The 24,442-nt window shown below is 65.6% G+C and carries 30 protein-coding genes; 7 read left to right on the top strand and 23 right to left on the bottom strand.

The features are described 5' to 3' along the window. Positions 1-22 precede the first annotated feature (22 nt). From HV798_RS23545 to HV798_RS23615, 15 genes are all read right to left on the bottom strand, one after another. Positions 23-1,021: a hypothetical protein gene (locus HV798_RS23545; RefSeq protein WP_175216580.1), complete on the bottom strand. Its 999-nt coding sequence runs from the start codon at positions 1,019-1,021 to the stop codon at positions 23-25. A 13-nt stretch (positions 1,022-1,034) separates the two neighbouring features. Further along, positions 1,035-1,700, bottom strand: coding sequence for a DUF2612 domain-containing protein (locus HV798_RS23550; protein WP_175193987.1), 666 nt, complete (start codon positions 1,698-1,700; stop codon positions 1,035-1,037). A 1-nt stretch (position 1,701) separates the two neighbouring features. Beyond that, positions 1,702-2,883 carry a baseplate J/gp47 family protein gene (locus HV798_RS23555; RefSeq protein ID WP_175193985.1) on the bottom strand — a complete coding sequence of 394 codons (1,182 nt, stop codon included), beginning with the start codon at positions 2,881-2,883 and terminating at the stop codon, positions 1,702-1,704. Further along, positions 2,880-3,233, bottom strand: a complete 354-nt coding sequence (locus HV798_RS23560) for a contractile injection system sheath initiator (RefSeq protein WP_175193983.1) — start codon at positions 3,231-3,233, stop codon at positions 2,880-2,882. Before HV798_RS23560 ends, HV798_RS23555 begins: the two co-directional genes overlap by 4 nt. An 8-nt stretch (positions 3,234-3,241) precedes the next feature. Then, the gene (locus tag HV798_RS23565; RefSeq protein ID WP_025140357.1) at positions 3,242-3,985 is read right to left on the bottom strand and encodes a Gp138 family membrane-puncturing spike protein; all 744 of its coding nucleotides are present in this window, start codon (positions 3,983-3,985) and stop codon (positions 3,242-3,244) included. Then, positions 3,982-5,016 carry a phage protein gene (locus HV798_RS23570; RefSeq protein ID WP_051593698.1) on the bottom strand — a complete coding sequence of 345 codons (1,035 nt, stop codon included), beginning with the start codon at positions 5,014-5,016 and terminating at the stop codon, positions 3,982-3,984. The genes HV798_RS23565 and HV798_RS23570 overlap by 4 nt, the downstream gene beginning before the upstream one ends. Position 5,017: 1 nt before the next feature. Beyond that, positions 5,018-5,320 (bottom strand): phage baseplate plug family protein, encoded by a 303-nt coding sequence (locus HV798_RS23575; RefSeq protein WP_025140355.1) that lies wholly within the window; start codon positions 5,318-5,320, stop codon positions 5,018-5,020. Continuing rightward, the gene (locus HV798_RS23580) at positions 5,320-5,901 is read right to left on the bottom strand and encodes a phage baseplate protein (protein ID WP_025140354.1); all 582 of its coding nucleotides are present in this window, start codon (positions 5,899-5,901) and stop codon (positions 5,320-5,322) included. Before HV798_RS23580 ends, HV798_RS23575 begins: the two co-directional genes overlap by 1 nt. Continuing rightward, complete coding sequence (locus tag HV798_RS23585) at positions 5,898-7,634, bottom strand: phage tail tape measure protein (protein WP_175193982.1); 1,737 nt, start codon at positions 7,632-7,634, stop codon at positions 5,898-5,900. The genes HV798_RS23580 and HV798_RS23585 overlap by 4 nt, the downstream gene beginning before the upstream one ends. Beyond that, entirely contained in the window at positions 7,627-7,785 is a 159-nt protein-coding gene (locus tag HV798_RS23590) for a DUF6889 family protein (RefSeq protein WP_198529762.1), read from the bottom strand. Before HV798_RS23590 ends, HV798_RS23585 begins: the two co-directional genes overlap by 8 nt. A 26-nt stretch (positions 7,786-7,811) precedes the next feature. After that, positions 7,812-8,261 (bottom strand): phage tail assembly chaperone, encoded by a 450-nt coding sequence (locus HV798_RS23595; protein ID WP_175193980.1) that lies wholly within the window; start codon positions 8,259-8,261, stop codon positions 7,812-7,814. 3 nt (positions 8,262-8,264) lie between these two features. Continuing rightward, positions 8,265-8,705, bottom strand: coding sequence for a phage structural protein (locus HV798_RS23600; protein ID WP_025140351.1), 441 nt, complete (start codon positions 8,703-8,705; stop codon positions 8,265-8,267). Positions 8,706-8,718: 13 nt separating this feature from the next. Next, positions 8,719-10,194: a DUF3383 domain-containing protein gene (locus HV798_RS23605; RefSeq protein ID WP_175193978.1), complete on the bottom strand. Its 1,476-nt coding sequence runs from the start codon at positions 10,192-10,194 to the stop codon at positions 8,719-8,721. Positions 10,195-10,204: 10 nt separating this feature from the next. After that, the gene (locus tag HV798_RS23610; protein WP_175193977.1) at positions 10,205-10,798 is read right to left on the bottom strand and encodes a phage neck terminator protein; all 594 of its coding nucleotides are present in this window, start codon (positions 10,796-10,798) and stop codon (positions 10,205-10,207) included. A gap of 269 nt (positions 10,799-11,067) precedes the next feature. Next, on the bottom strand, positions 11,068-11,325 hold the full coding sequence (locus HV798_RS23615) for a hypothetical protein (protein WP_025140348.1): 258 nt from the start codon (positions 11,323-11,325) through the stop codon (positions 11,068-11,070). Between the two features lie 199 nt (positions 11,326-11,524). Between HV798_RS23615 and HV798_RS23620 the strand changes: the two genes are divergently transcribed. Both HV798_RS23620 and HV798_RS23625 read left to right on the top strand, forming a co-directional pair. Further along, positions 11,525-12,286 (top strand): S24 family peptidase, encoded by a 762-nt coding sequence (locus HV798_RS23620; protein WP_025140347.1) that lies wholly within the window; start codon positions 11,525-11,527, stop codon positions 12,284-12,286. Between the two features lie 5 nt (positions 12,287-12,291). Then, the gene (locus HV798_RS23625) at positions 12,292-14,106 is read left to right on the top strand and encodes a DUF4153 domain-containing protein (protein WP_175193976.1); all 1,815 of its coding nucleotides are present in this window, start codon (positions 12,292-12,294) and stop codon (positions 14,104-14,106) included. A 44-nt stretch (positions 14,107-14,150) separates the two neighbouring features. Here the strand turns inward: HV798_RS23625 and HV798_RS23630 are convergent, their stop codons facing one another. The 4 genes from HV798_RS23630 to HV798_RS23645 all read right to left on the bottom strand — a co-directional run bounded on the left by HV798_RS23630 (position 14,151) and on the right by HV798_RS23645 (position 17,159). Further along, the gene (locus HV798_RS23630; RefSeq protein WP_025140345.1) at positions 14,151-14,375 is read right to left on the bottom strand and encodes a hypothetical protein; all 225 of its coding nucleotides are present in this window, start codon (positions 14,373-14,375) and stop codon (positions 14,151-14,153) included. Between the two features lie 183 nt (positions 14,376-14,558). Then, complete coding sequence (locus HV798_RS23635) at positions 14,559-15,677, bottom strand: AI-2E family transporter (protein WP_175193975.1); 1,119 nt, start codon at positions 15,675-15,677, stop codon at positions 14,559-14,561. Between the two features lie 101 nt (positions 15,678-15,778). Beyond that, positions 15,779-16,483: a DUF3053 family protein gene (locus tag HV798_RS23640; protein ID WP_175193974.1), complete on the bottom strand. Its 705-nt coding sequence runs from the start codon at positions 16,481-16,483 to the stop codon at positions 15,779-15,781. 160 nt (positions 16,484-16,643) lie between these two features. Beyond that, positions 16,644-17,159, bottom strand: coding sequence for a GNAT family N-acetyltransferase (locus HV798_RS23645; protein WP_175193973.1), 516 nt, complete (start codon positions 17,157-17,159; stop codon positions 16,644-16,646). Between the two features lie 104 nt (positions 17,160-17,263). Here HV798_RS23645 and HV798_RS23650 point away from each other — a divergent pair, with 104 nt between their 5' ends. The 3 genes from HV798_RS23650 to HV798_RS23660 all read left to right on the top strand — a co-directional run bounded on the left by HV798_RS23650 (position 17,264) and on the right by HV798_RS23660 (position 19,468). Beyond that, a complete protein-coding gene (locus tag HV798_RS23650; RefSeq protein ID WP_175193972.1) occupies positions 17,264-17,623 on the top strand; it encodes a hypothetical protein in 360 nt (119 codons plus the stop codon). 680 nt (positions 17,624-18,303) lie between these two features. Further along, positions 18,304-18,585 carry a hypothetical protein gene (locus HV798_RS23655; protein WP_025140340.1) on the top strand — a complete coding sequence of 94 codons (282 nt, stop codon included), beginning with the start codon at positions 18,304-18,306 and terminating at the stop codon, positions 18,583-18,585. 190 nt (positions 18,586-18,775) lie between these two features. Next, positions 18,776-19,468 (top strand): cytochrome b/b6 domain-containing protein, encoded by a 693-nt coding sequence (locus HV798_RS23660; RefSeq protein ID WP_175193971.1) that lies wholly within the window; start codon positions 18,776-18,778, stop codon positions 19,466-19,468. A 143-nt stretch (positions 19,469-19,611) separates the two neighbouring features. Here HV798_RS23660 and HV798_RS23665 read toward each other — a convergent pair whose 3' ends face one another. Further along, entirely contained in the window at positions 19,612-20,070 is a 459-nt protein-coding gene (locus HV798_RS23665; RefSeq protein ID WP_175193970.1) for a c-type cytochrome, read from the bottom strand. A 57-nt stretch (positions 20,071-20,127) separates the two neighbouring features. After that, a complete protein-coding gene (gene purB, locus HV798_RS23670) occupies positions 20,128-21,459 on the bottom strand; it encodes an adenylosuccinate lyase (RefSeq protein WP_246289089.1) in 1,332 nt (443 codons plus the stop codon). Between purB and HV798_RS31740 the strand changes: the two genes are divergently transcribed. Both HV798_RS31740 and HV798_RS23675 read left to right on the top strand, forming a co-directional pair. Further along, positions 21,388-21,612, top strand: coding sequence for a hypothetical protein (locus HV798_RS31740; RefSeq protein WP_246289092.1), 225 nt, complete (start codon positions 21,388-21,390; stop codon positions 21,610-21,612). The two genes, purB and HV798_RS31740, sit on opposite strands and share 72 nt — an antisense overlap. Before the next feature lie 53 nt (positions 21,613-21,665). Then, on the top strand, positions 21,666-22,277 hold the full coding sequence (locus HV798_RS23675) for a glutathione S-transferase (protein WP_175193968.1): 612 nt from the start codon (positions 21,666-21,668) through the stop codon (positions 22,275-22,277). Between the two features lie 95 nt (positions 22,278-22,372). Here the strand turns inward: HV798_RS23675 and HV798_RS23680 are convergent, their stop codons facing one another. Then, entirely contained in the window at positions 22,373-23,194 is an 822-nt protein-coding gene (locus tag HV798_RS23680) for a sulfite exporter TauE/SafE family protein (protein WP_025140335.1), read from the bottom strand. Positions 23,195-23,317: 123 nt separating this feature from the next. Beyond that, a complete protein-coding gene (gene mnmA / locus HV798_RS23685) occupies positions 23,318-24,436 on the bottom strand; it encodes a tRNA 2-thiouridine(34) synthase MnmA (RefSeq protein ID WP_175193967.1) in 1,119 nt (372 codons plus the stop codon). Positions 24,437-24,442 lie beyond the last annotated feature (6 nt).

The following is a 24,442-nucleotide window of genomic DNA, read 5'->3' on the forward strand; positions in this document are numbered from 1 at the left end:
CGCATTTGCAGTGAAGAGGACGTCAGGCGTGTATGCGCGGGTGATAGGCGATGTTGATAGGACGAGTTTCAACGCCAATACGCTCGCCAGATGCCATGACGTTTTGGTCCAAAGTGGTGTTCACCACGAGACCGGGTCCGGTCATATCTTTCAGGGCAAGGGCGTCGACCGTTCCAGCGGTCCCGAGGGTGTTTGGCGCGATGCCAGCAGAGGCCGACTTGAGGGCGTGCCGGTGGGCTCCAACGGCGTGGCCTTGTCGTGAACCAAACGAGCGCTCCGCATTTGCAGTGTCAGCGTCAGTTCCCGTAAATCGCCGGAACATATCGCGCAAATCCGGCACGCGGAACTCGCTTGCCGAGTAGTCCGAGAACCAATGCGTGCCGCGGTTCGCCTGCCAGACGGCCTCCGTCCTGACCAGGCCTTGTTCCTGCGCATACCCCCACAGGGCGGCGTAGCCAGTCTTGGAGATCAAGCCGCCGATGGCATCGAGCTCGCTGACCAGCGGCACGCTGGTATGACCGTCCAGGGGCCGCCCGCAAAGCGGCGAGCGATAGCCCTTGAAGTACTGGGTGGACGACCAGATCCACACTTCGGCGCACTCGGCGACGATGATCGGCCCGATGTCCTGCGTCGGCAACGCCGCAATCGGATAGATCCGCGGGAAGTTGCCCGACACGAACGCGGTGGTGGCGATCCGGGTGCTCTTGTCGCTGACGTCCGGCGTAGGCGCCGTCGGCGCCCCCGTGAATGCCGGCGAAGCCGCCAGCGCCGCCACGAACTTGGCCTGCAGGGCCGCCAGGTCGCCGTTGTCCAGCACGTCCTGGCCGGACTTGTCGGCGATGTACTGGGCGATCATGGCCGTCACGAAAGACGCCTGGCGCCAGACGGTGTTGAGCTCTTTCGACTTGGCCGTGCCGGCCGAGAAGCCGCCCAGCCGGGCAGCCAGCGCCTGGTAGTCGGCAGGCGTCAGTACGTTGGCGCCGGGAACGGTGCCGAAGGGAAGAATTTGATTGATAGCCACGGAATGTCCTTATTCAACCGGCAAAAAGCGAGCCCCAGAGTCCGCTGTCGAACCCCGAGATGTAGTGGTTTTGAACGTCAAAACCGAACAAAGGCCCCTCGCCCGAGGGGATGACGTAGTAACTGATGCGCACGCCCTCGGGCTTGAGCGGGATGTAGCCCCCGGTCAGCAGCGCCAGGAACAGCGCGGACGGCGGCGTGCCGGCAACGCCGATGTCGACCGACATGTCGCCGTTGTCCTGGATGAAGACATGGGTGCCGCCGCCGAAGATGCGGTCCAGGATGGCGGCCGACGTCTCCAGCGTGCCGTCCCAGTGGTTGGCGCCGATCTTGGCCCGCAGCAGCAGGCGGTAGGTCTCGTCGTCCAGTTCGGTCAGGCCGCTGTCCGGATCGAACGGGCCCTGCCACACGCCCTGGTCAAAGCCCAGGCCGCCGGTATCGTGCGAGAAATACACGCCCGCCAGCGGCGTCTTGATGCGTCGCGCCAGCCCCACCCACCGGCCCACGGCGTCCAGCTGGTGGCCTACCGCCCGGTCCAGGTCAAAGGCATCCGGCAGCCCGCCGTACAGGTTGCGCAGGTCCACCATGCCCTGGCACAGGGCCTGGACGGTGGCGGTGAAGTTGGGCTTGCCGCGGTGGTAGGCGGACAGCAGGCCGGAGTATTCGCTGATGTCCGCCATGTCACACCACCGTCAGCAGGACACTGTCCAGCGTGGCCGAGGCGGCCTGCTTGAACGTCAGGGCCACGTCCGGCGACCCCGTGGCCCCCGCCGCCGACAACGTCAACGCCGCGATCTTGAAGGTGCCGTTGCCCGCCACGCCATTGGCGGCGCTGATGGCATCGCCCCACTCCACCGAGCCGCTGGCGCCGCCGCCGATGGCGACGCCGTTGACGTAGTCGGCCACCGCCTGCCTGAGCGCCACGCCGGTCGCCGCCGTATAGCCCGGCAAGGCGCGGATGCGCACGTCCACGGTGACCGGCAGCAATTCAGGCCGGAAGAAGTTGATGGGATGCGCGATGCCGTAAATGTCGTTCACCACCACCGTGGTGGTGCCGTAGGTGCCGGTGCCCGGTGTCTTCTTGGCGGCAATGGCCTGGGCGATGGCGACGGCATCGCCGCCGTCCACCACCAGGCTGATCGAATGCGGCGGCAGGCCGTGGGCATCGGTGGCGCGGGTGTCGTTCTCGTAGGCCGCATAGCGGTTCACGCCCGGCACGGTCGCCACGGCCCCGATGGTGCCCTCGAACACGGTCTTGGACGGCAGCGCGACCGAGACGGCCTGCCGCTGCCGCAACGCCGCGTCGCTCTCGATGGGCGCGCCCGGCGCCGCGGCCGCGGGGTTGGTGGCGGACTGCCAGCCACGGGTCGGCGTCGCGATCTGGTCCACGGTGTGCGCCGGCGTCGCAACCGCGCCCATCTGCTGGCACGTCGCCGTGACCGTGATCTCGCCTTCGGGCGGAATCGTCACCTGCGCCGGCAGCAGCCATTGAATGCCGTTGGCGTCCTTGACGATGCCGCCGCTGATCAGGGCGCCGCCCTGGCCGATGAGGCGCAGATCCACAGTCGACTGCGACGCAACCGCCCGGCTGATGCCGTTGATCTTCACGTTGGACGACAGCGCGCCGCCCGCGGCGGTGGCCGGCGAGAAGGCGTTGTAGACATTGATGGCCGCGATATTGGCGTCGTTGATGGCGGACGCGAACACGGCCAGCAGCTGGCCATCCTGGCTGTCGGCTTCCAGGTAGGTGTCGGGCCCGTAGATGGCCCGGTACTGTTCCTGCAGGTACTGCAGCACCTCGCCGTAGGACGGGGCCCGAATACCGGCGACATCGACCACCGGCGCTGTAGAAAGTATCGTCATAATGCTGCCTGCACAATGGCGGTGCCATAAAGGGTTGAAATCGTGGCGGCCACGGCCAGTGCCCGCGACTCGGCATCAAGCCGGCTCGAGTACTCGGCAATGCCCGTCACACCGGGCGTACCCAGGATCCGCTCGCGGATCGCTCCGTCGTACGAAGCCTCGAAGCGCTTGCCCAGGACCTCGGTCCGCCAGGGCATGCCTTCGCTGGTGTCCAGGAACCACTCGCCGCGCAGCAGCATCAGCCGGGTCTTGACCGCCTGGGCCACCGCCTCGGGCGTGTCCCGGTGGAAGTCGGCCTGCTGCCCGCCGAACGAGTAGTCCCCGTTAGCGTCCATTTTTCGATAGCGCATTGGTGTCCTTAGTTGGGCGGCGTCGTGACCGCGTTGGCCCCCTGGGCCGTATGCGTATGGGTGTCGTCCACCCGCTTGCCGTTGGCCAGAATCTGGCCGATGACGTTGAAGACGCCTGTGATCTGCGCGGCCGAGCCTTCGCCGCCGCTGCCGACCAGGCCGGCCACGTAGGTCAACAGCCCCTGCACCAGCACCTGATCCGAGAACGTCGACCGGGGCGCGACCACGTCGAATCCGCCGGGTGCCACGATCCGGACCTTCTGGCTGGCCGGGTCCAGTTCGATCAGCGTCGAACCATCGTCGCTGCGCAACTGGGTGGCGCCGGTGCTGACGTTCGGGATCACCCGGGGCTGCGACCGCACCCCCACGAACACGAAGCCGTCCGACAGGTCGTGCATCCGCAACTCCGCCTGCTCCTGGACGCCGCCCGATTGCCACCAGCCATCGATGCAGCGCGACGAGAACACCACCAGGCATTCATCGCCCGGCGCGACCGGAAAGGTCAGCGTGCACTGCCCGCCCGACGGAAAGTGGACCGGGCAATCCACCAGGAGCGGCAGCGCATCGGTCACGATCGCGCCCGTCGGCAGCGTCCTGCGCGCCTTGATCGCGGGCTGCACCACGCAAGTCATGGCCACCGGATCGAACGACTGCACGATGCCGGGCAGCGCCGTCCAGGTCATGGCCATGGCGCCCCGGATCGCGTCCTGCAGCGCCACGTTCGGATCATTGAGCCGTTCACGTCGGTTCATGAGGCCTCCTTCGGGGCAGGTTGAAGCTGGCCGGACAGTTCGCCCGGCGGTTCCAGGGTGGCGTCCCAGGCCAGGCACGTGATCGTGGTGAACCAATCGGTCTTGCGGGTATCGCCGTTGTGCTCGGCCACCATGACGTAGTAGTAGCCGTTGTCCGCCAGCTTGCGCTGGGTGGACAGGTCAGGCTCCGGCGGGGCCGGCTTCGCGCCGTTGCCCTTGGCGGCCTTTTCCTTCTTCAGCCTGGCCTGCTCGGCCTCAGTCTGGTAGCGATAGCGCTTGATGCTGTCGTTGTTCAGGTAGACCAGCCGGCCAGGCTTGATGGCAGGGTTGAGCAGCATCTTGACCTTGATGCCCTTGTCGATCTGCTCCGGCCGGCCGATGACGCCGGTTTCGTCGGTCAGCACTTGCACCGTTTCGCGGACGTACGACTTTTCCGGCACGATCTCGAGCCGGTTGTCGTGAATCCGCCAGATGCACCCTGCCGTGCGGCAAAGATCGTCCAGCACATCGCGGCACATGCCCGCATTGACGTTGGCCCGCAGGCTCGCGCCCGGCGGCAGTTCGGCCATGTAGCCGGCGGTAATGCCCATCGGCTTCATGGCGGCCAGCACCGCCTGCACACGGTCATGCACCGTAGCGCCCTTTTGCAGCGTCTGGCTCATGGTCGCGAAGTTGTACGGCAGGTCGCCGTCCGCCGCGACGATGTCCAGGTAGGGGTTGGTCTGCCCTTCCGTGCCGCTGGACGCCTCGATCAAGGTGCCATGGAAGATCGTGCCCAGGTTGCCCTGGTAGCCTGCTCTGAGCATGACCACGTTGTATTCCCGGCGAATCCGGCTGATGGCGGCCTCGCCCAGGTTGTAGATGCGGATCTTGGCGGTGCTGGGCTTGGAGGAATCCGTGTGCTTGATCTCGAACGTGAAATGAAAGTCCGACAGATCCAGGCCCTGGTCGTTGCCGATCAGCAGTTCCGATCCGCGCAGCCATTGCCGGGCGTAATCCACCCCGCCCACCGCGTGCGTTGATGTCGCCATGTCAGCCCGCCTTCCAGTAGAGCTTGGCCTGCACGCCCAGGTTTTCATAGGTGGGCGGATCGTCGGACAGGCTGGCGTTGATCAGCCACAGGCCGCCGCCAAACCCCAGGTGCCGATATTGGCCCAGCAGGTCCACGCCCGTCACAAGGGGAATGCCCGCCACCCGCGGCTCGCCTTCGGCGCTGTCGATATCCAGCACCCAGCCGTCACGGTATTGCACGGTCAGGCGGTATTCCTTGCCGCCCAGGGCGATCGTGAAACGCTGCGGCACCGGCAGCAAGGGAATCTCGTAGAAACTGGCCATCATGGGCTCCTTGGGTTCGCGACGGTCGCATTGCGGGTGCCGCATTCCATCGGCCCGCCGGTCTTCCTGGCATCGGCATGGCGCGGCAGCGGCGGCACCGCCGTCTCGCGGGCATGCACGATCTGCACCTCGACCAGGTTGGCCGTGACGCGCAAGCTGCCCTGCGTATCCTTGTTGTGATCCACCTTCAGGCTCTGGATCAGCATGTTGCTGTACTTGCGCCGGCAGGTGATCAGGTCGAAGGGCTCGCGTGATTCCTGCAATGCCAGCAGCTGCGTGTACACCGCCGTCACGTAGTCGGATGCCGCGGCCTGGCCGTTCGGCAGCGCTTCAGCGGTGGCGCCCAGCAGGCCTTCGTAGTCCGCGTTGCTCCAGCCGCACTGCATGACGACCTCGCGCGGCTTCTTGAATGCGTGGTCGTTGATCGTGCGCGGGCCGCCCGGGCCGCCATCCACGGGATGCGAGGTGATTTCCAACGTATCCGTGTAGGTTTCCTGAACCACCGCGGCGATCTCGATCTGGCCGATTTTCTTGGTATGCAGCAGCACCATGTCCAGGCCCGCCGAACTCAAATCCGTCATTGGTATGCTCCCTGCGTGTTGCGTGTCAGGTCTGCGAAAACGCGATCCTGCTGGGCGGCCACAGCCGTCGCGGTCGCCATCGGGTCCGCGGCGCCTTCCACGTAGATGTGGGTCGTGGCGTTCAGGTTGACTTGCGGCGACTCGACGTTCAGCCTCACTTCCAGCGCACCACTGCGGTAGCCGTCCCAGGGCGCTGACAGCGATTGAGGTATCGGTTCACCGAAAGCAGGCAGGCGCAGGCTTGCGCTGTCGGAAGCCATGAGCAGCCCGCGGCTCGACGCGGGCATGCCCTCGAGAAGCCGCTGAAAATTCTCACCGGCAGCGCGTGCGGCCAAATCGGCCTGTTCGACCATGCGCAATCGGTCAGCCCCTGCCTGGCCGGATGCCGCTTCTGGCGCCGATTGGGTGCTCTCGCCCGGGTCCGTCGAGCCTTCAAAGACTGGCCGCGGCACTCGGGGCAAGTCCGAAAAACTGGACGGCCCTACCTTGACGCCGCCTGAACCCGGTGCTGCTGGCTTGTAAAACAGCATCATCATGTCCATCGCCAGCTTGGTCGAGAGCAGGAATGGGGGGGGAACCGACAGGACGGATGACACATGGTCTACCGTGCGTGCCCGGTGCTCCTCATCGCTCTCACCGGGAATGGACGGCTGCGCCAAATCCGCCAGACTCAGAAAACCCTCGGTCAGCACGCCGGCCGCGCCTAGCCTAAGCAAGGGCTTGCGACCGACAAAACGGAGCAAACCGCCCATTCCGCCAGCGGCGCCAAGCCCACCGCTGGCCAGGTTCACCGCGCCGATTGCCTCGGCCAACTGGAGCAAGCCCGTCACCAGCTCGGCCCCACCCAACATCCGGAACGCAGCAATTGCCAGCCCGATTCGGGTACTCCAGCCGCCGGTGATGGCGTCCAGCTCCAGAATGGCCCCTGCGACCCATCCCAGCACCGGCGCAACCGCCAGCGCCATGTCCAATATGGCCTTGGCCACCTCGGCCATGCGTTCACCGATGAGCGGGCCATTGGTCTGGAACCATTGCGAGAATTCCTGCAATGGGCCCTTGAGTTTTTCCAGGAATGCGCCTGCCACTTTCGTGGAAATGTTGTCGATGGTGCGCCCGATTTCTCGAATCGAGTTCATCGATTCGTGCGCGTCTGCCGATACCGTATCCAGGCCGGTCGTTGCCGCGGCCTGGCGTATCTCGCGGTAACGTTGCAACAGCTGGGCCGCGCGCTTGGGGTCCATCAACTCATCGTCGATGCCCAGGTTTCCAGCCAGGCGGCGGGCATCCTGGGGAGACAGCGCATGCACCTGCGCCAGAACGTCGCCCATTACCTGGACGGTGTCGCGCAGCTTGCCCGTGGTCTTGTCGACGGTATCGACACCCAGGCCGCTCTCTTTGAGAAAATCGGCAGCGGTGCCATCTTCCATGGCCTGCTTCAGCGACTTCAAACTGCTTTCGGCAGTCTGGGCGGAAACGCCGAAGTCCTGAGCCGCTGCGCCGAACGCCCGCAGATTGCTTGCGGATGCCCCGACGCGCTGGGCGCCGAAATACACCGCTTCCAACTTCTCGGCCATCTGACCAACCCATTGGCCGGTCTGCGCCATCGACGAATTCAATCTGTCGAATCCACGCGCCATGATGTTCAGCGCGTCTTCGATTCGTTGCAGGCTCTTGGCGTCGATCTGGAATCCCAGAGCAACGACGGCCTGCTGCAAGTCTGATGTGTTAGCCATTCTTCTCTGCCATTAGACGGCGGTGCGCTTCCGCCTTGTTGTCTGCCCGGACCGACAGCGCGTCGTTCAGGAGCGCGATGTCGGCCAGGTCCAGGGAACCGTCCTTGAGGGACTCGTACTTGCAGAGCCCCTCAAGCACCGGCGCCAGCAACCAGTCTTCGCCGCCCGGCAGGCTTTTCAGCCAGCCTGTGTCGCCTCGGGGCTGCTCGTCTGGCTCGTAAGCAGCCCTTGCATAAAAGGCCCCAGGTTGACGGTGATGACGCGCATCACCAGCGGCAACATCACGCCCAGGTCGATGTCCTGGAACATGGGCGTGCGCTGGCTGGCCGACCAGATGCCGGCCCAGCCGTGCTCCTGCTTGCGCTGGACGACCTGCAAGCACGTGTCGAGCACGTACTCGGCATCCTCATCCTTCATCGCCGCCAGGCCGTCGGCCAGCGGTTGCAGGACATCGGCCAGGCCGCCGGGGTCTTCCGACACCACCCGGTTGCCGCCCGCCAGGCGGACGAACACCGGAATCAGCGTCGGCAGGATCGGCGCGATGCGGCGCGAGATGTGGAACTGCTGCTTGGCACTCAGTTTTCCGATGGAATACCGGTTGCCGTTCAGGTCGATTTCCAGGGACATGGCTTAGTAGGTTCCGAGAATGGTGTCGATCTTGCCCGCGTCGAATACCCAGGCCACGGTGTCGCCGTCCTTCTTGTAGGTCAGGTCGGGACGCTTGCCGAATGCGCACGAGCGGCACGTGGTCACATCGCCGGTGGCCGGATTGGTCACGGTGATGAGGTTCTTGCCCCACAGGCGCGAATCCAGCGTCTGCGCGTCGTACAGCGCCTGCAGCTGGGCATTGACCGGCGACGTCTTCAGGTAGGTCAGCGTCACGGTGCCGCTCTTGTTGGCGTTCAGCGTGTGCATGACTTCGCCGTCGGCGCCCACCGTCATGGTGTTGCGCGACGCGGCCATGGCGACGGTGATGCCTTCGTCGGCATTGCCCGAGCCGTAGCCCAGCGAAATCGCCCCGCCCGGGCCGATGAGACTGGCGCTGATATCAGCGAACGAATAGGTAGACATCTGCGACTCCTGATTAGCGATTGACCGTGACGAGAACGTCGACGGTGTGGATGGCGCCGGCTTCCTTTGCGGCGACCTGGAACGGAACGGCCTTGCGCGCTTCGCGGTCGGCCTGGGATTGCGTGGCGATTGCCGGGGCATAGACGTAATAGCCCTTGGACAGCGTGTCGCCCTGCTTGACCGCGCCGAAGCCGGCCGAATTCCAGACGCCCGGCGCCAGGTAGCCGTTGTTCACCGCGGCTTCGCAAGCAGCCTCGATCACCGAAGCGATCAGCTGGTTGCCGGCATCGGTCTGCGGCACCTTGGTGGGGCTGGTGTAGAGCAGGTTGTAGACGTCGGTCTGCACGCGGTTGCGGAACCAGATCGCGTTGTAGACCGAGTCGATGAAGATGCCGCTGGGCGTCACGCCGTACTGGATGATCGCCGTGTCGTTGTCGTAGTTGACGAAGACGTTGCAGTTCTTGGCGGCCAGCGTGTCGGCCTGGCTGCTGGTCAGGGTCTCGGCGACGATGCCGGGCTCCTGCTTGTACATCAGCGTGATCGTGGTGTTGTTGGCGTTGAAGTTCACCGTCAGCATGCGGCCCAGCAGCGAGGCCACCGCGTACGGATTGGCGCTGGAGAACTGCACGATCGTGTACTTGTATTTCAGCGCCTTCAACTGGCTGGCGATGTCGTCGTGGTGGGTCGGGTCCAGCACCTGGGGCGACTGGGTCGACACGCCGTACAGGTGACGCTGGTCGGCCTCGATCAGGCCGGCCACGGCCAGGTGCTGGGCGCTCGTCAGTTCGGCGTCGGCGAAGGCCAGGCCCAGGAACTTGTTGGCGAAGCGGTCCAGGAACAGCGCCACGGCGTCCACCGGCGTCTCGGCAACGATGCCTGCGACGGGGGCCGAAGCCTGGGCGGCAGTCAGGCCCAGCATCGACGAAATGTCGGTGCCGGTACCGGGTGCCGACGCATAGCCCAGCGTCGAGGTGGCGCCCGAGGTGTTCGAGGTCACGACGAACTGCGAGCCGTTCCACAGCACCGAGGCGGACACCAGCGCGGTCGAGATGATCGAGGCCACGCCGTTCAGGTTGGTGGCGCCCGAAAAGTCCAGGCCGCTGATCGACTTGGCGGTGCCGTCGACCGTCAGGGCAAAGGCGCCCGCGGTGACCGCGGTCCAGGCGGACAGTTCTTTTTCAGCCGCCGACAGCACGGCGCCGCGCAGCGTCGCCGACGTGGCGCCCTTGGCCCAGCGGCCGATGTACAGCTGCGAAGGCTGGGGCGTCTGCTGGAAGTACAGCAGCGCGGCGCGGTATTCCGGCGCGGTGGTGCCGAAATCGGCGGCGACGGCATCGATGCCGCCGTAAGCGCGCATGCGCTCGCCGGTGTCGATGACCGCGGACGAGCCCAGCAACAGGGCGGTGTTCAGGCTCGCGCCCTGCGCCGCCAGCGGCGACATGTTGATCGTAACGTTGATCAGGCGTGATACCGGCAATCCATTAGCCATGGTAAATCCCTTAATCTGCAAGGTGGTTGGTGTTGTCCGTCGGGGACAGCGACGCGGCATGCGTCGTGACCTGCGCCGACAGAAGATTCAGGACCGGATAGCTGCGGATGACCTGTCGCGCAAAGCGCAAGGTCATGTCGAACTGCCGTATCCACTGCTGATTCACGAGTTCGTGCTGGGCCAGGATCGGCCCCGCGCCGCTCACCGCGATGCCTTGCGCCTGCAAGGGTTCACGGTTCTGCGGCACGGCGGCGCCGTCGCGCAACTGCGCCGCATGGCGCAGTGCGCGCGGCCCGAACATCGAGCAAAGCACCTCGATGTCTTCATGCCGAACGTATGAATCAGATCCTTCTCCGGTGGGGTCGTGAGCCACGACCGGACCGGCGTCCGCACGCTGCGACCGGATGTCCATCAGGCACCAGGTATCGGTTTGCGCGGGCGGTTCCACGCCGGCAGCAGGCCAGCGTGTACGAACCAGGTTGAGAGGCAGGCCGGACACGCCGGCAATGAACCCCTGGAACAGCGCCTCGAGTTCGGCATCCTCCAGAGGCGGAGAAATGGCCAGGGGCGCCAGGTAGCCGCCGGTGGCCGAACTGTTCGCCATGCGTCGCTCCTTTGTTGTGGGTAGGCCCGAGCGCCGTGTTCCCTGAAGGCGGCGCCAAGCAAAACGCCCCGCGTTCTCGGCGAGAACGCGGGGCGCGCAAATGAAAAAGGCCCGCCGATGGCGAGCCTGGTCAGGGGAACTGCAAAGAGCACTTGCCGACGCGTTGGCCGGACGTACGTACCCTCTCATAAATAAGGCCCGCACTGGGCGGGCCTTGTTTGGAACCGTCGACGCAATGCGGGACGGCATGAACGAATTGTGCAGCAAGGTCAGGCGTGGGCGCAATCCTCCTCGTGTCGCACTTCGCTCCAGACATAGGCGAGCGAATTGCGGGCGTGCTCGATGCGCGCCACCTGGCCGCCATCGTGCAACGTTTCCAGGACACGCAGGATGGCCTGGCGCATTGCATTGCGTTCACGGCGCGACAGTTCACGTGCCCCGGATGCGCCGCGCACCAGCTCGGCCATGCGCCACGGCCGGCCCGGATGGGCCGACATCGTGTCCAGGACTTCCTTGGCGTATTTCATCGGGACGCCCCCCGTTCAAAACCAGTTGCCATGCCTCGTCATCCTTGTTCCAGGTTTATGCCGGTTGTGGTCCTCCTGCGTCGGCTAGCGGCCAGCCCGACTGTCGTGGAGTTGCAATTCATGGTAGCGAGTCGCTACCATGAAGTCAACAGCGAATCGCTACTGTACTTTCGGGTAGCGGATTGCTACTATCGCTACCATGGACATCCGATCGATCCGACTGAACAACCTCAAGTACGCCGTGCACGAAGCCGGGGGCGTGGACCGCCTGGCCGAACGCGCCGGGGTCAGTCGCAAGTACCTCGACCAGATCCTTCAAGGATTCCAAGGCAAGCGGGACAAAAGCCCCCGCAAGGTCGGCGATGCCCTGGCCGCCAAGCTCTCGGTGGGCCTGGGCCAGCCCGCGCACTGGATGGATCTTCCCCATCCCGACCTGTGGCGCGAGCTTTCGCCCGACGCCATGCCAGACGAGCCGGCCGGCCGGCTTGTCTCTTTCGACCATGCACGGCTGGGCAGGCCGAACCTCGACAACGTCCTCATCGCCCAGTTCGATACCGGAGGCGCAATGGGTAATGGCCTGGAACTGCGCGACCAGCCAGGCGTCATTCAAAGCTGGAACGTCAGCCCTGAATGGCTGCAAAAGAATGTCCGGGGCTTTTCTGCCTCGAAGAATCTGTGCATCGTCACGGGTTTCGGCGATTCCATGCGCCCCATGTTCAACCCGGGCGATCCCCTGATCGTCGACCGGGGCGTGCAGGCCGTCGAATACGACGCCATCTATTTCTTCCGCGTCGGCAGCGAAGGCTTCATCAAGCGGCTGCAGCGCATCCCCACCGCCACCGGCCTGGTGGTCCGGGCGAAATCCGAAAACACCAAGTACGACGCCTGGGACATCACCGAAGGCATGGATTTCGAGGTCTTCGGCCGCGTGCTGAAGGTCTGGCGCAGCGAGGACTTCTGACCCCCATGCCCCAACTTTCCCGCCTGTCGGCCGCCGAAAGAACCATCCTGCTCTACGGCGTGCTCGGCGCGCTGGGTGCGTTGGCGCTGCATGCGGCGCTGAAACACCACGTGTGGCCATGGCGCAGCACCTACGCCACCATGTTCGCCATCCAATTCGTGTGGTTGGTGCCGCTGGCCGGCGCCCTGCTGGCCGGCATGCCGTCCACCCGGCGCTGGCTGGTGGCCCTGGCCGCCTTCGGCGTGGCGCTGCCCGCGCTGCATGCCTACAGCCTGACGACGCTGCTGGGCACGTTGCCGGTCGATGGCGACAGCACCGGCCTGCGCGCCGTGGCCACCGTCATCACGGCAGCCAGCGCCTTCATGCTGCTGCCGCTGGTGCAGGCGCTGGACCCGTCCACCCCGCATTGGAATTACCCGGGGGTCTTTCGCGCGGCTTGGCGCATGACCGTCACGCTGGCCCTGGCGGGCGGGCTGACCTTGGCGGTGTGGTTGCTGTTCTGGGCGACAGGCCAGATGTTCCGCATGATCGGCATCATCGTGGTCGACGACCTGGTCCAGTCCATCTGGTTCGCCTTGACGGTCATGCCGCTGGTGCTGGCGCTGTGCCTGGTCGGCGTACGCCGCCGCCCGCAGTTGGCAGACACCCTGCAACGCTCGTGGCTCACGCTCACCGCCTGGCTGCTGCCGCTGGTGGCGCTCATCGGCATCGCCTTCGTGCTGGCGCTGGCCGCCCGCCTCACGCTGGACTTGCAAGCGCGGGCGCTGTCCGCAGGGGCGCTGATCGCTTTCAGCGCCGTCTGGATCAAGCTCATCAACTCCGCCTGGCAAGACAGCCCCGACGCGCCCCCGTTCGGGCCGAGATTGCAGGCCGCGCTGCGGGTGGCGGCGATCGGCCTGCTGCTCTTGGCATGTGTTGCGGTGTACGGCTTGGTGGTACGGGTGCAGCAGTACGGCTGGACCACGCCCCGCGTGTGGGGCCTTTATCTTGCGGCGTTGTTGGCCGTCTACGCGGCGGGCTACGCCCTGGCGGCCCTGGCGCCGCGGCGATTCCATGCCATCCTGGGGGCCACCAACATCGCGGCTGCGCTCTGCGCCCTGGCCATGCTGGCAGGGGTCCAGACGCCGCTGCTCAGCCCCGACCGTCTCACGGCCGACAGCCAGACCCAACGCCTGATCGACGGCACGGTGCCGCCCGGCGACTACCCTTACCTGTCCATGGCGCGCGACCACGGCGATTACGGCCGCCATGCCCTGCAACGGCTGGCCGACGGCGCGGCCCAGGCGCAAAGCCCCGAGATCGCCACCGCGGCAGACCTGGCGCTGAAGGGCCACTATTACGACTGGCGCGATCCGCGACGCAGCGGCTCGAAAACCGCCAAGCCTCCGGCCATGCCCGCCTTTAACGTCTACCCCGCCGGCAGCCCGATACCCGATGGCTGGTGGGCCGCTGCCACGATTTCCGATCCTTTCCAGACCAATCGCTGCATCAGCGCCGACCAGGCCGCCACGAAGGATCCCGCCGCTGCCTCACGGCGCTGCTGGCTGATCCACGCCGATATCACGAGCGTTGGCGCCCATGACCTGGTCCTGTATGTGCCCCCGCGCCAATTCACCGAGCGGGGCGGCTACGAAGAATTCATTACCTATACGCAAGACCGCGATGGCACCTGGCGCACTGTCAGCAACCAATCGCGCCGCTGGACCGAAGACCGCCAGCCGGACGATATCGGCAATGCGCTGACGCAGGGCCAGGTTCACACCGAACCCCGCCCCGATCGCGACCTGATAGTCGGCGGGCAGCGCCTGCCGCTGCACTAGCGCCTGCTACAACGCAGGCGCCTGCTTTACTTCAGGGCTTTACCTCAGGGCTTTTCTTCCAGGTCCGGCGTGCCCGTGAACTGGCTCTTGAGCAGCGTCAGCGCGCCCTTTTCCGCCAGCGCCTCGTTCGGAAAGACGTGCTTGGTGTCTTCCAGCACGGGAAAGCCGAAGACCCGCACGCGGGCGTGATAGCCCTCGGGGGTTTCGGCGAATTCGATATCGAAGTTGCGTTCTTCGATCCAGCCCGATTTATGCAGCTTCCAATCCATGTCCGACGCGCTCCAGGTAAGCGAGGCCGGCAGCGGCAAGCGCCGCGGACGCCGGCATCGAGGGTTGATATACGGGGTCGATTACGGGTCAGGCCGGCCCCGATGGGGCCGGCTCTGCGCTACACCATACACCCTGCCGGCTGACGATGGATTGACGGCACACCAGCGGCGCGCAGCGCTGGCCTAGCGGGTCTTGGCGGACGGATCGTCGTCGGCAGGCACGGGCGGCCGCGGCTCGATGGGCTCGATGACTTCTTCGTCAGGCGGCGAAAACAGGTCCCAGCTGGCCATGAACAGCGCCGCAATCAACGGGCCGATCACGAAGCCGTTCAGGCCGAACAACGCCATGCCGCCCAGGGTCGAGATCAGCACCACGTAGTCGGGCATCTTGGTGTCCTTGCCCACCAGAATCGGGCGCAGCACGTTGTCGACCATGCCGATCACCAGTACCCCGAACGCGATCAGGACCACGCCCTTGACGGTGGCGCCGGTCAGCAGGAAATAGATCGCCACGGGCGCCCAGATCAGGCCGGCGCCCACCGCGGGCAACAGCGACAGAAAGCCCATGATGACGCCCCACAGCAACGCCCCCTGGATGCCCAGGATGGAAAAGATGATGCCGCCCAGCAGGCCCTGGGATGCCGCCACCGCGATGTTGCCCTTGACCGTGGCGCGCACCACGGTGGTGAACTTGCGGAACAGGTGCTGCTTGTGCGCGTGGCTCAGCGGCATGGCGCGCTTGATGCGCAGGCCCAGTTGCGGGCCGTCGCGCAGCAGGAAGAACAGCAGGTACAGCATGATGCCGAAGCTGATCACGAACTGGAACGTGTCCTGGCCAATGCTCAGGGCTTGCGTCGCCAGGAACTGGCTGGCCTGCATGGCGCCGGCGCTGAGCTTTTCCTGCAGGCTGGGAATGTCGGCCAGGTCAAAGCGCGCCAACAGGTCATGCACGGAAGGCGGCAATGCCTCCATGGCTTGCTGGAAATATGCGCCAAAATTCAATTGGCCGGACTTGATGCTCTGGTAGAGATTGGCGCCTTCGTTCACCAGCGATCCGCTGATGACCACCAGCGGCAGAATCACCAGGAACAGCACGAGCAGCAGCGTGATCAGGGCCGCCAGATTGCGGCGTCCGCCGATGCGCGCCACCAGGCGGCGTTGCAACGGCGCGAACAGGATCGCCAGGATGGCGCCCCAGAACACCGCGCCGTAAAAAGGCCAGAGCAGCCAGCCGAACGCGATGGATACGACCACCAGCAAAAGCAGGAAGGTTCTGTAGTGCAAGCTGGAAGATTGACTCATGTTCCGTCCAAGGCGCGGCAGACGCCGCGAGACCCGCATTGTACAAAGGCCTGGCGCCCCCGGCCCGCGCGCCGCCTGGGCTGGCGGCGCCTTGCCGGCGATCAGGAAGCGCCGCCCGCGGCGCGTTGCACGGTCGCCCTTGCCTGCTCCAGGGCGACGGCGCGCGCATTCAAGTCCAGAAGGCGCTGGTTCAATGCCTGCTGCAGGGATGGGGTGGCCACCTTGGCCTGGTCATCCTCGAGCGTGATGTCCGCGGCATGGGCGGCAACGAAGTCGGCAACGCCCAAGGCATCGCGCGCCACCGCATCCAGGGTGCCCGCGGCTTGCATCAGCTCGTTGGCGGGCGCCGTGACGGCCTCGTCGTACACGCCGTCATAGACAGGCGCCAGGTCCGGGGGCAGCGCCAGGCCGCTGCGGGCTTGGTCCGCCTTGGCGCGAGCCGTCTGCAGGTCACCGGCACTGTCGGCCAGCGTCTTGCGGGCTGCCTCGAAAGCTTGCCGCCGCTGCATGATGTCGTTCACCGAGCGGATGGCTTCGGCCGCCATCACCTGGCGCAGCGGCGCGGCCGCCTTGGCCATGGATTCCTGGAACCGCGTGATCACTGCATAGGCGTCGTCGTAATCGCCCACGGCGTCTTTTTCGGTGTCGCTCAATTTACCGATAGGCACCAGGGCACCCGCGTCGATCCGGCTTTGCAGCAGTTGGATGAAGGCCGCGCGCTGCTCGGGTTCCCGGTTGCCGCATCCCGTCAACGCCAGCATCGACGCCGCTGCCAGGCCCGCCAGGCACATCCGCCAGATTGCCATGCCTATCCTCCTTGCGTAGAACACTGCCCGGGGGCGCACGCCTGCCGCCGCGTGGGCGCCCTTGGGGCAGATTATCCCGAAGCGCCCGCCGCAGGCCGCGCCCGGGCGGATTTTGTTGCCATCGAATCGAGTTGACACAGGGGCTGCCCGTTTCAAGCCGTCAAGGCGCCGTCAATGGCAAGCGCATCGCGCAGCGGCGCGCCGCATCGAACCCGGCATCCGCCTCGTGGCGCAACTGCGCGCGCAAGGGCGGCCCCTGCTGCTCGGCTGGCACCTCGACAAAGCCTGCCCGCCGATAGAACGGGCCATTCCAGGCCAGTTCGCGATCCGTGGTGAGCACCACGGCACGGTAGACCCGTGCCGCCGACGCGTGGTCGATCACCGCCTGCAGCAGCGCCCGGCCCAGGCCGCGGCCCTGCTGGGGCAAGGCCACGGACATTTCGGCCAGGAACAGGTCGGCGCCCAGCGGCCGGGCCAACGCAAAACCGGCGGGCACGCCCGCATCGTCCAGCGCCACCCAGAGCAGGCCGTCGGCCAAGGCCTGGGCCAACACCGGCTCGGGCAAAGGGTCGCCCGCGCTGGCCCAGGCCATGGGCGTACCCAGGAAGCGGCCGGCGGCGGAGCGTTCGATATCGGGCAACAAGCCCAGGTCGGCGAAAGTGGCAAGTCTGATCATGGGGCGCCAAGTATGCCTGAGCCGGCAGACCCGCGCGGCGCATCGCCTAAAATGGCGGCCTGCCGGCCCGCGCGGCCGCCCGTCACTTTTGCCGCTTCCCTGACATGACCCAAGACTCATCCCCCGACACCTGGGGCTTTGCCCATCCCGATTGCCACGGCGCCGCCGCCCTGATGTTTTTCATGAACGATCTGGCACGCGTGGCCAATCAGTACCTGGGACCGGACAAACTGAGCCAGGAAGCCCTGGCCGACGCGCAAAAGGCCGTGGATGCCCTGCTCAATCGCTACGTCCAGATCCAGGCCGCCCCCGAGGCCTTCGACGGCGAACGCGTCGAACTGGCGCTGGAGACCGAAACCCGCCCCGATGGCTCGACCGCCGCTCAGGTCGCCCTGCGCATGTCGCCGCGGCTGGAAGGCCTGATCATCGAAGCGCAGCGCCAGGCGCGCCCGGCCACGCACTGATCTCGGGGCGCCCTGGGGGGCCAGCACGGCCTGCGCCCCCCCCTTTTACCTGCACCATCAAAAAAGCCTTGCAAAATCACCGAACTAGCGCTAGTATTGTCAGTTGAGTCGGCCAAAACACCTATAAAACGTTAGTTCAAAACGTTAATTCGGCTCAAGCCAAAGGGGTGGATTACCCCAGATTGGCGAATCCAGGTTCTGCGACAGATAACCCTAAAAACGCAGACTCAGGTCGCCAAACCCAGGCAACAAGCCCAATACAAACCGCAGCACAACAAACTGCTGCGACAACAAGCATTCGGCATGCCAAGCCGCAAGGCAACTTGCGTTATCGCGATCGCGCCGCCCAGTCCGGCAAGATCACAAAGCAGTTCGAACCACCCTATTTCGTGGCCCGCATCCCAAAGCAGCCACACGCCAGAACCCGGCCCGCGATCCATTCAGCCCGCCAAGGTTCCGGCAGCGAGCCCCAAGCCGATGCCTGGGGCCGCAACCCCGCAGCCACCCCCGCGCGCAAGCAAAACATGAGAATGCGCAAAGGATCGGCAGCGGTTATGCGTTAGTGTCATGCATGACTCGGCACGCGGACAGGACGCGATGCGTTACAGCACTCTCGTCCGGTCTACGCGGCATGCGCTGCGCAGCAATTCCCATAACAAGAACTTGAAAGAGAACACACCATGAATACTCGTTTCACTACCTCGGACCTGATCCGACGCCCGGCTCATACCAAGCTGGACAACATGCCGATCCATATCGGCGACATCGTTTACCTGCAACCGGCGAACGGCCCGGCCATCCGCGCCACCGTGATCTTCAACGCGCCGATCGACGGCACGACCACGTACACCACGGAAGTCGTGCCTTGCGGAGCGCCTGCGCAAAAGGCCCCTGGCCAGCGCATCCGCTTCCGTCACGAGCACGTGCATCGCATCGAACCGGTGCGACGCGCCGCGCGTTAAGCAGTTACCCGGCCCTCGGCAGCGCCTGATCGGCGCTGCCGGGCTTGGCCAGCATGGGCCAGATCATTACGGGCTGGCCCAATATGGGCCAGCCCAATATGGGCCAGATCAAATCCGCCGCGGTTGAACCCGCGGCGGCTTCATTTGTGCGTGATAAAGTCGCAAGCAACGCAGTCTTGGCGAGAGCTTCATGCAAAACAACCGGCAGGCCATCCGCATCTGGGACCTTCCCACCCGCCTCTTTCACTGGGCACTGGTCGTCTGCATTGTCGGCGCCTTCGTCAGCGTCAAGCTCGGCGGCCTGTACATGGATTGGCACGTGCGCTTTGGCTGTACGGCGCTGGGCCTGATCATCTTTCGCGTGCTTTGGGGCGTTGTCGGCCCACGCTATGCGCGCTTCACTCAGTTCGTGCGCGGCCCGCGCGCCGTGGTGGGTTATCTCAAGGGCGCCGCCGCCCCTGCCGGCCACAATCCGCTGGGCGCGCTGTCGGTGCTGGCGCTGCTGCTGGTCATCGGGTTCCAGGCCGTCAGCGGCCTGTTCACCACCGACGACATCATGACGCAGGGCCCGCTGTTCGGCCACGTCAGCGAAGCCACCTCCGGCCTGCTCACGTCGTGGCACAAGCTCAACGAATGGGTCATCATCGGCCTGGTCGCGCTGCATCTGCTGGCCGTGGCCTGGTATGCCGTGGTGCGCCGCAAGCGCCTGGTGCGCGCCATCATCACCGGCAATGTCGACCCCAAGGACGTGCCGCCCGGCACGCCGCCCACGCAAGACGGGCTGGCCGTGTGGCTGCGCGCGCTGATCCTGGGCGCCTGCGTCACCGCGCTGGTGCTGTGGATCCGGTCGCTCGAGATCGCCGCCGACATGTCGTTTTCATAGCGCCCAGGCGGCACAGGCCGATGTCGCGGTTGTGACGCCGCCGCCCACGCCCCGCCCTTCTGCGCCCCGTATCACCAAAAAGAAAGCCCCTCTGACGAGGGGCTTTCGCTTGCCAGCCCGCGCCGCGAGCGCGGGAAAGCGGATTACTTCTTCTTGCGGTACGCGTCGTGGCAAGCCTTGCAGCTGGCGCCCACGTCACCGAACGCGGCGCGCAGCTTGTCCAGGTCGCCGGCGTCGGCGGCGGCCGACAGCTTGACGATGTTGTCCTGGAAGGCCTGCTGCTTCTGCTTGAAGCCGGCGGCATCGCTCCAGATTTCCGGACGGGCGTCGCCGCCTTCCGTGCCTGCGCCAAAGGCCGTCCACGGCAGCGCCGACAGCGTCTTGAGCACTTCGACGTTGGCTTTGATCTGGGCGGCGTCGTAAGGCGCCTGGCCCTTCATCACCGGCGCCATGCGGCCAAAGTGCGAGGCCATCAGGGTCAAGGCCGACTGGCGGTACTTGACGGCATCTTCAGGCTTGGCGAACTGCGCATGGGCGGAGGTCGCCAGCAGCGGCCCGACGGTCATACAGGCCAGCGCAGCGAGCGTGGACAACTTCTTCATTGCAATCTCCCGTAAGTACAACAAGAATGCCGCGCGCGCAGGCGCGCGGCATGGCGACTATACCGCCCGGGCCAGCTCCGCAGCCAGGCCGATATACGAACGCGGGGTCATCGCCAGCAGGCGGGCCTTGGGCTCGTCCGGCAGCGCCAGGCCCTGGATGAATTCTCGCAGGGCTTCTTCGGTAATGCCCTTGCCGCGCGTCAAGGCCTTGAGCTGTTCGTAGGGCTGCGGCAATCCGTAGCGGCGCATGACGGTCTGCACCGGCTCGGCCAGCACTTCCCAGCAGGCGTCGATGTCGGCGTCGATGGCCGCCACGTTCACTTCCAGCTTGCCCAGGCCGCGCATGCAGGCATCCCAGGCCACCAGGCAATAGCCCAGGCCCACGCCCAGGTTGCGCAGCACGGTGGAGTCGGTCAGGTCACGCTGCCAGCGGGAGATCGGCAGCTTGTCCGACAGGTGGCGCAGTACGGCATTGGCCAGGCCCAGGTTGCCTTCGGAATTCTCGAAGTCGATCGGGTTGACCTTGTGCGGCATGGTCGACGAGCCGACTTCGCCGTCCTTGAGGCGCTGCTTGAAGTAGCCCAGGGCGACGTAGCCCCAGATGTCGCGATCCAGATCGAGCACGATGATGTTGGCGCGCACCACGGCGTCGAACAGGGCCGACATCCAGTCGTGCGGTTCGATCTGGATGGTGTGGCGGTTTTGCGTCAGGCCCAGGCCGGCCAGCACGCGCTGGCTGAAGGCGGGCCAGTCGATTTCCGGGTAGGCCGACAGGTGGGCGTTGTAGTTGCCGGTGGCGCCGTTGAGCTTGGCCAGCGGTTCGACCGCTTCGACGGCGGCAATGGCGCGGTTCAGGCGCGCGGCGACGTTGGCGAATTCCTTGCCCAGCGTGGTCGGGCTGGCGGGCTGGCCGTGGGTACGCGACAGCATCGGCTGGTCGGCCTGGGCCACCGCCATGTCGTTGAGCTTGGCGGCGATTTCACGCAGGCGCGGCAGCACCACTTCGCTGCGGGCGCGCGACAGCATCAGCGCGTGCGAGGTGTTGTTGATGTCTTCGGAGGTGCAGGCGAAATGGATGAATTCAGCCGCGCGTGCCAGTTCGGCGTCGTCGGCGACTTTTTCCTTGAGCCAGTATTCGACCGCCTTGACGTCGTGGTTGGTGACGCGTTCGATGTCCTTGATGCGGGCGGCGTCGGCTTCGGAGAAGTCGCGCACCAGCTGCTGCAGGCGGTCGCGGGCGGCTTGCGAGAAAGCGGGCAGCTCGGGCAGGCCGGCGTCGGACAGGGCCACCAGCCAGGCCACCTCGACTTCGACGCGGTGGGCCATGAAACCGGCCTCGGAAAGCAGCCCGCGCAGCGCATCGCCGCGGGAGGCGTATCGGCCATCCAGTGGCGAAAGGGCATTAAGTTGGCTAAGCTGGTCGGCGATTTGCATGGTCTGGGAAAGAAAAAGCTGCGGATGGGAAAACCCGGCGATTTTATCATTCAGGGCCGTGCAACATTGTGGCAAACTGAACGGGATTCCGTCCTGCGGACGGTTTGACCGTCATGCGGCCTGCTATACTTCGGCCGCTTTCCGACTCCGCTTGTAAATCCATGAAACTGATCGGCTCGCTTACCAGTCCATACGTGCGCAAAGTGCGTATCGTCATGGCCGAGAAAAAGCTGGATTACCGGCTTGAACTCGAAAACGTCTGGTCCGCCGACACGCAGATCCAAACGTACAACCCGCTGGGCAAGGTGCCCTGCCTGGTCATGGAAGATGGCGGCGCCCTGTTCGACTCGCGCGTCATCGTCGAATACCTGGACACCTTGTCGCCCGTCGCCCGCCTGATTCCCCAGCCGGGCCGTGACCGCGCGGCCGTTAAATGCTGGGAAGCCATCGCCGATGGCCTGCTCGACGCCTGCGTCACGATCGTCAAGGAAAAGCAGCGCCCCGAAGCGCAGCGCAGCCCCGAATGGATCGAACGCCAGTACGGCAAGATCCATGCGAGCCTGGACGCCATGAACAAAAGCCTGGGCGACAACGCCCACTGCATGGGCATCAACTACAGCCTGGCCGATATCGCCGTGGGCTGCGCCCTGGGCTACCTGGACCTGCGCTTTGCCGAACTCGACTGGCGCGCCGGCCAATCCAACCTGGCCCGCCTGTACGACAAGCTGTCGCAACGCCAATCGTTCGTGGACACGGCGCCCAAGACCGCCTGACGCGGCTCTGCCGCTTCTTGCCCGAACTGCTCCGGCCGCCTCGCGCGGCCGGTTTCACGTCCGGCGCCCGCGGGCGCCGGGCCACTGCCAGGCCTTCAGCCCGCCGCGTAAGTCTGCCAGGCCTTGGACAGCATGTACGCCGCCAACGCGAACAGCAGGCACGCGAATACGCGCTTCAGGGTCGCCACCGGCAGGCGGTGCGCCATGCGCGCGCCCAGCGGCGCCGTCAGCACGCTGGTGCACACCAGCGCCAGCAGGGCCGGCCAATAGATGAAACCCAGCATGCCCGGCCGGCTGGCGGCCTCGTTCAAGCCCGACACGATGTAGCCGGCGCTGTTGGCCAGCGCGATGGGAAACCCCAGCGCGGCGGACGTGGACACCGCGTTATGCAGCGCCACGTTGCACCAGACCATGAAGGGCACCGACAGGAAGCCGCCGCCCGCCCCCACCAGCCCCGACAGAAAGCCGATGCCGGCGCCCGCCGCGCTGGTGCCGGCAATGCCGGGCATCTGGCGGCTGGGCTTGGGCTTCTTGTTGCGCAGCATGCTCCAGCCGGAATAACCGACGAACAGCGCGAAGAACAACGACAGCCAGAAGGTGCTGAGCGCCGCGAACACCGCGCCGCCTGACAGCAGGCCGCCAATGATGATGCCGGGGGCCATGGCCCAGACGATGCCCCACTTGATCGTGCCCTTCTGCTGGTGCGCCCGCACGCTGGAGACGGAGGTGAACAGGATCGAGGTCATCGACGTGGCAATCGCCGCGTGCACCACCAGGTCGGGCGCCATGCCTTTCCAGGCAAACAGCATGGTCAGAAACGGCACCAGCACCATGCCCCCGCCGATGCCCAGCAATCCCGCCAGAAAACCCGTCACGCCGCCCAGGACCAACAGGCACAACACCATCGTTACATCCACATCCCTCTCCTCGTTATCGGTTTTTATCGTTCTACCAAATGCCAGGCCCCGGGGGCGCAACGCCCGCGGGGCCTGGCTGGACCTGCCTGTGCCGCCTCGGAGCCCGCATGGCCCCAAAGGCGTCTATACGATGATGCCACCGCCCAGGCAGACATCGCCATCGTAAAGCACGGCCGACTGGCCGGGCGTGACGGCCCACTGGGGTTCGGTGAAATCCAGGACGAAGGCGTCACCCTCGGCTTGGCCGAGGCTGCAGGCAGCGTCGGCCTGGCGATAGCGCGTCTTGGCGCCATAGCTGCCCGCCACAGGCGGGTGCCCGGCCACCCAGCTGGCGTCCTGCGCCCGCAGCGAACCGGACAGGAGCCACGGATGATCGTGCCCCTGCACCACATAGAGAATGTTGCGTTCGAGATCCTTGCGCGCCACGTACCAGGCTTCAGCCGTGCCGTCTTCGCGCTGGCGGCCCTTCACGCCGCCCACGCCCAGGCCCTTGCGTTGGCCCAGCGTGTAGAAAGACAGGCCTTCGTGGCGGCCGACCTTCTGCCCTTCGGGCGTCAGGATCGGGCCCGGTTCGGTGGGCAGGTAACGGTTCAGGAATTCGCGGAACGGGCGTTCGCCGATGAAGCAGATGCCGGTGGAATCCTTCTTGGCCGCATTGTGCAGGCCGATCTCGTGCGCGATGCGGCGCACTTCCGTCTTGTGGATCTCGCCCAGCGGGAACAGCGTGCGCGACAGCTGCGCCTGGTTCAGGCGATGCAGGAAATAGCTCTGGTCTTTCGAGCCGTCCAGCGCCTTGAGCAGCTGGAACTGCGAGCCGCCGCCAGCGGCCGGCACTTCGCGCACACGGGCGTAGTGGCCCGTGGCGATGTGCTCGGCGCCCAGCGCCATGGCGTGGTCCAGGAAGGCCTTGAACTTGATCTCGGCGTTGCACAGCACGTCCGGATTGGGCGTGCGCCCGGCGGAATACTCACGCAGGAATTCCGCGAACACGCGGTCTTTGTATTCGGCGGCGAAATTGACGAATTCGAATTCCACGCCCACCAGGTCGGCCACGCTGGCCGCGTCCAGCAGGTCTTGCCGGGTGGAGCAGTATGCGGAATCGTCGTCGTCTTCCCAGTTCTTCATGAACAGGCCGACGACCTCGTAGCCTTGCTGCTTGAGCAGCCAGGCGGTGACCGAAGAATCGACCCCGCCGGACATGCCGACGACAACGCGGCCTTTCTTGGTGGATATTTGACTCATGATGGG

The sequence above is a fragment of the Achromobacter deleyi genome, from assembly GCF_902859705.1.
Lineage (GTDB): Bacteria > Pseudomonadota > Gammaproteobacteria > Burkholderiales > Burkholderiaceae_B > Achromobacter > Achromobacter deleyi.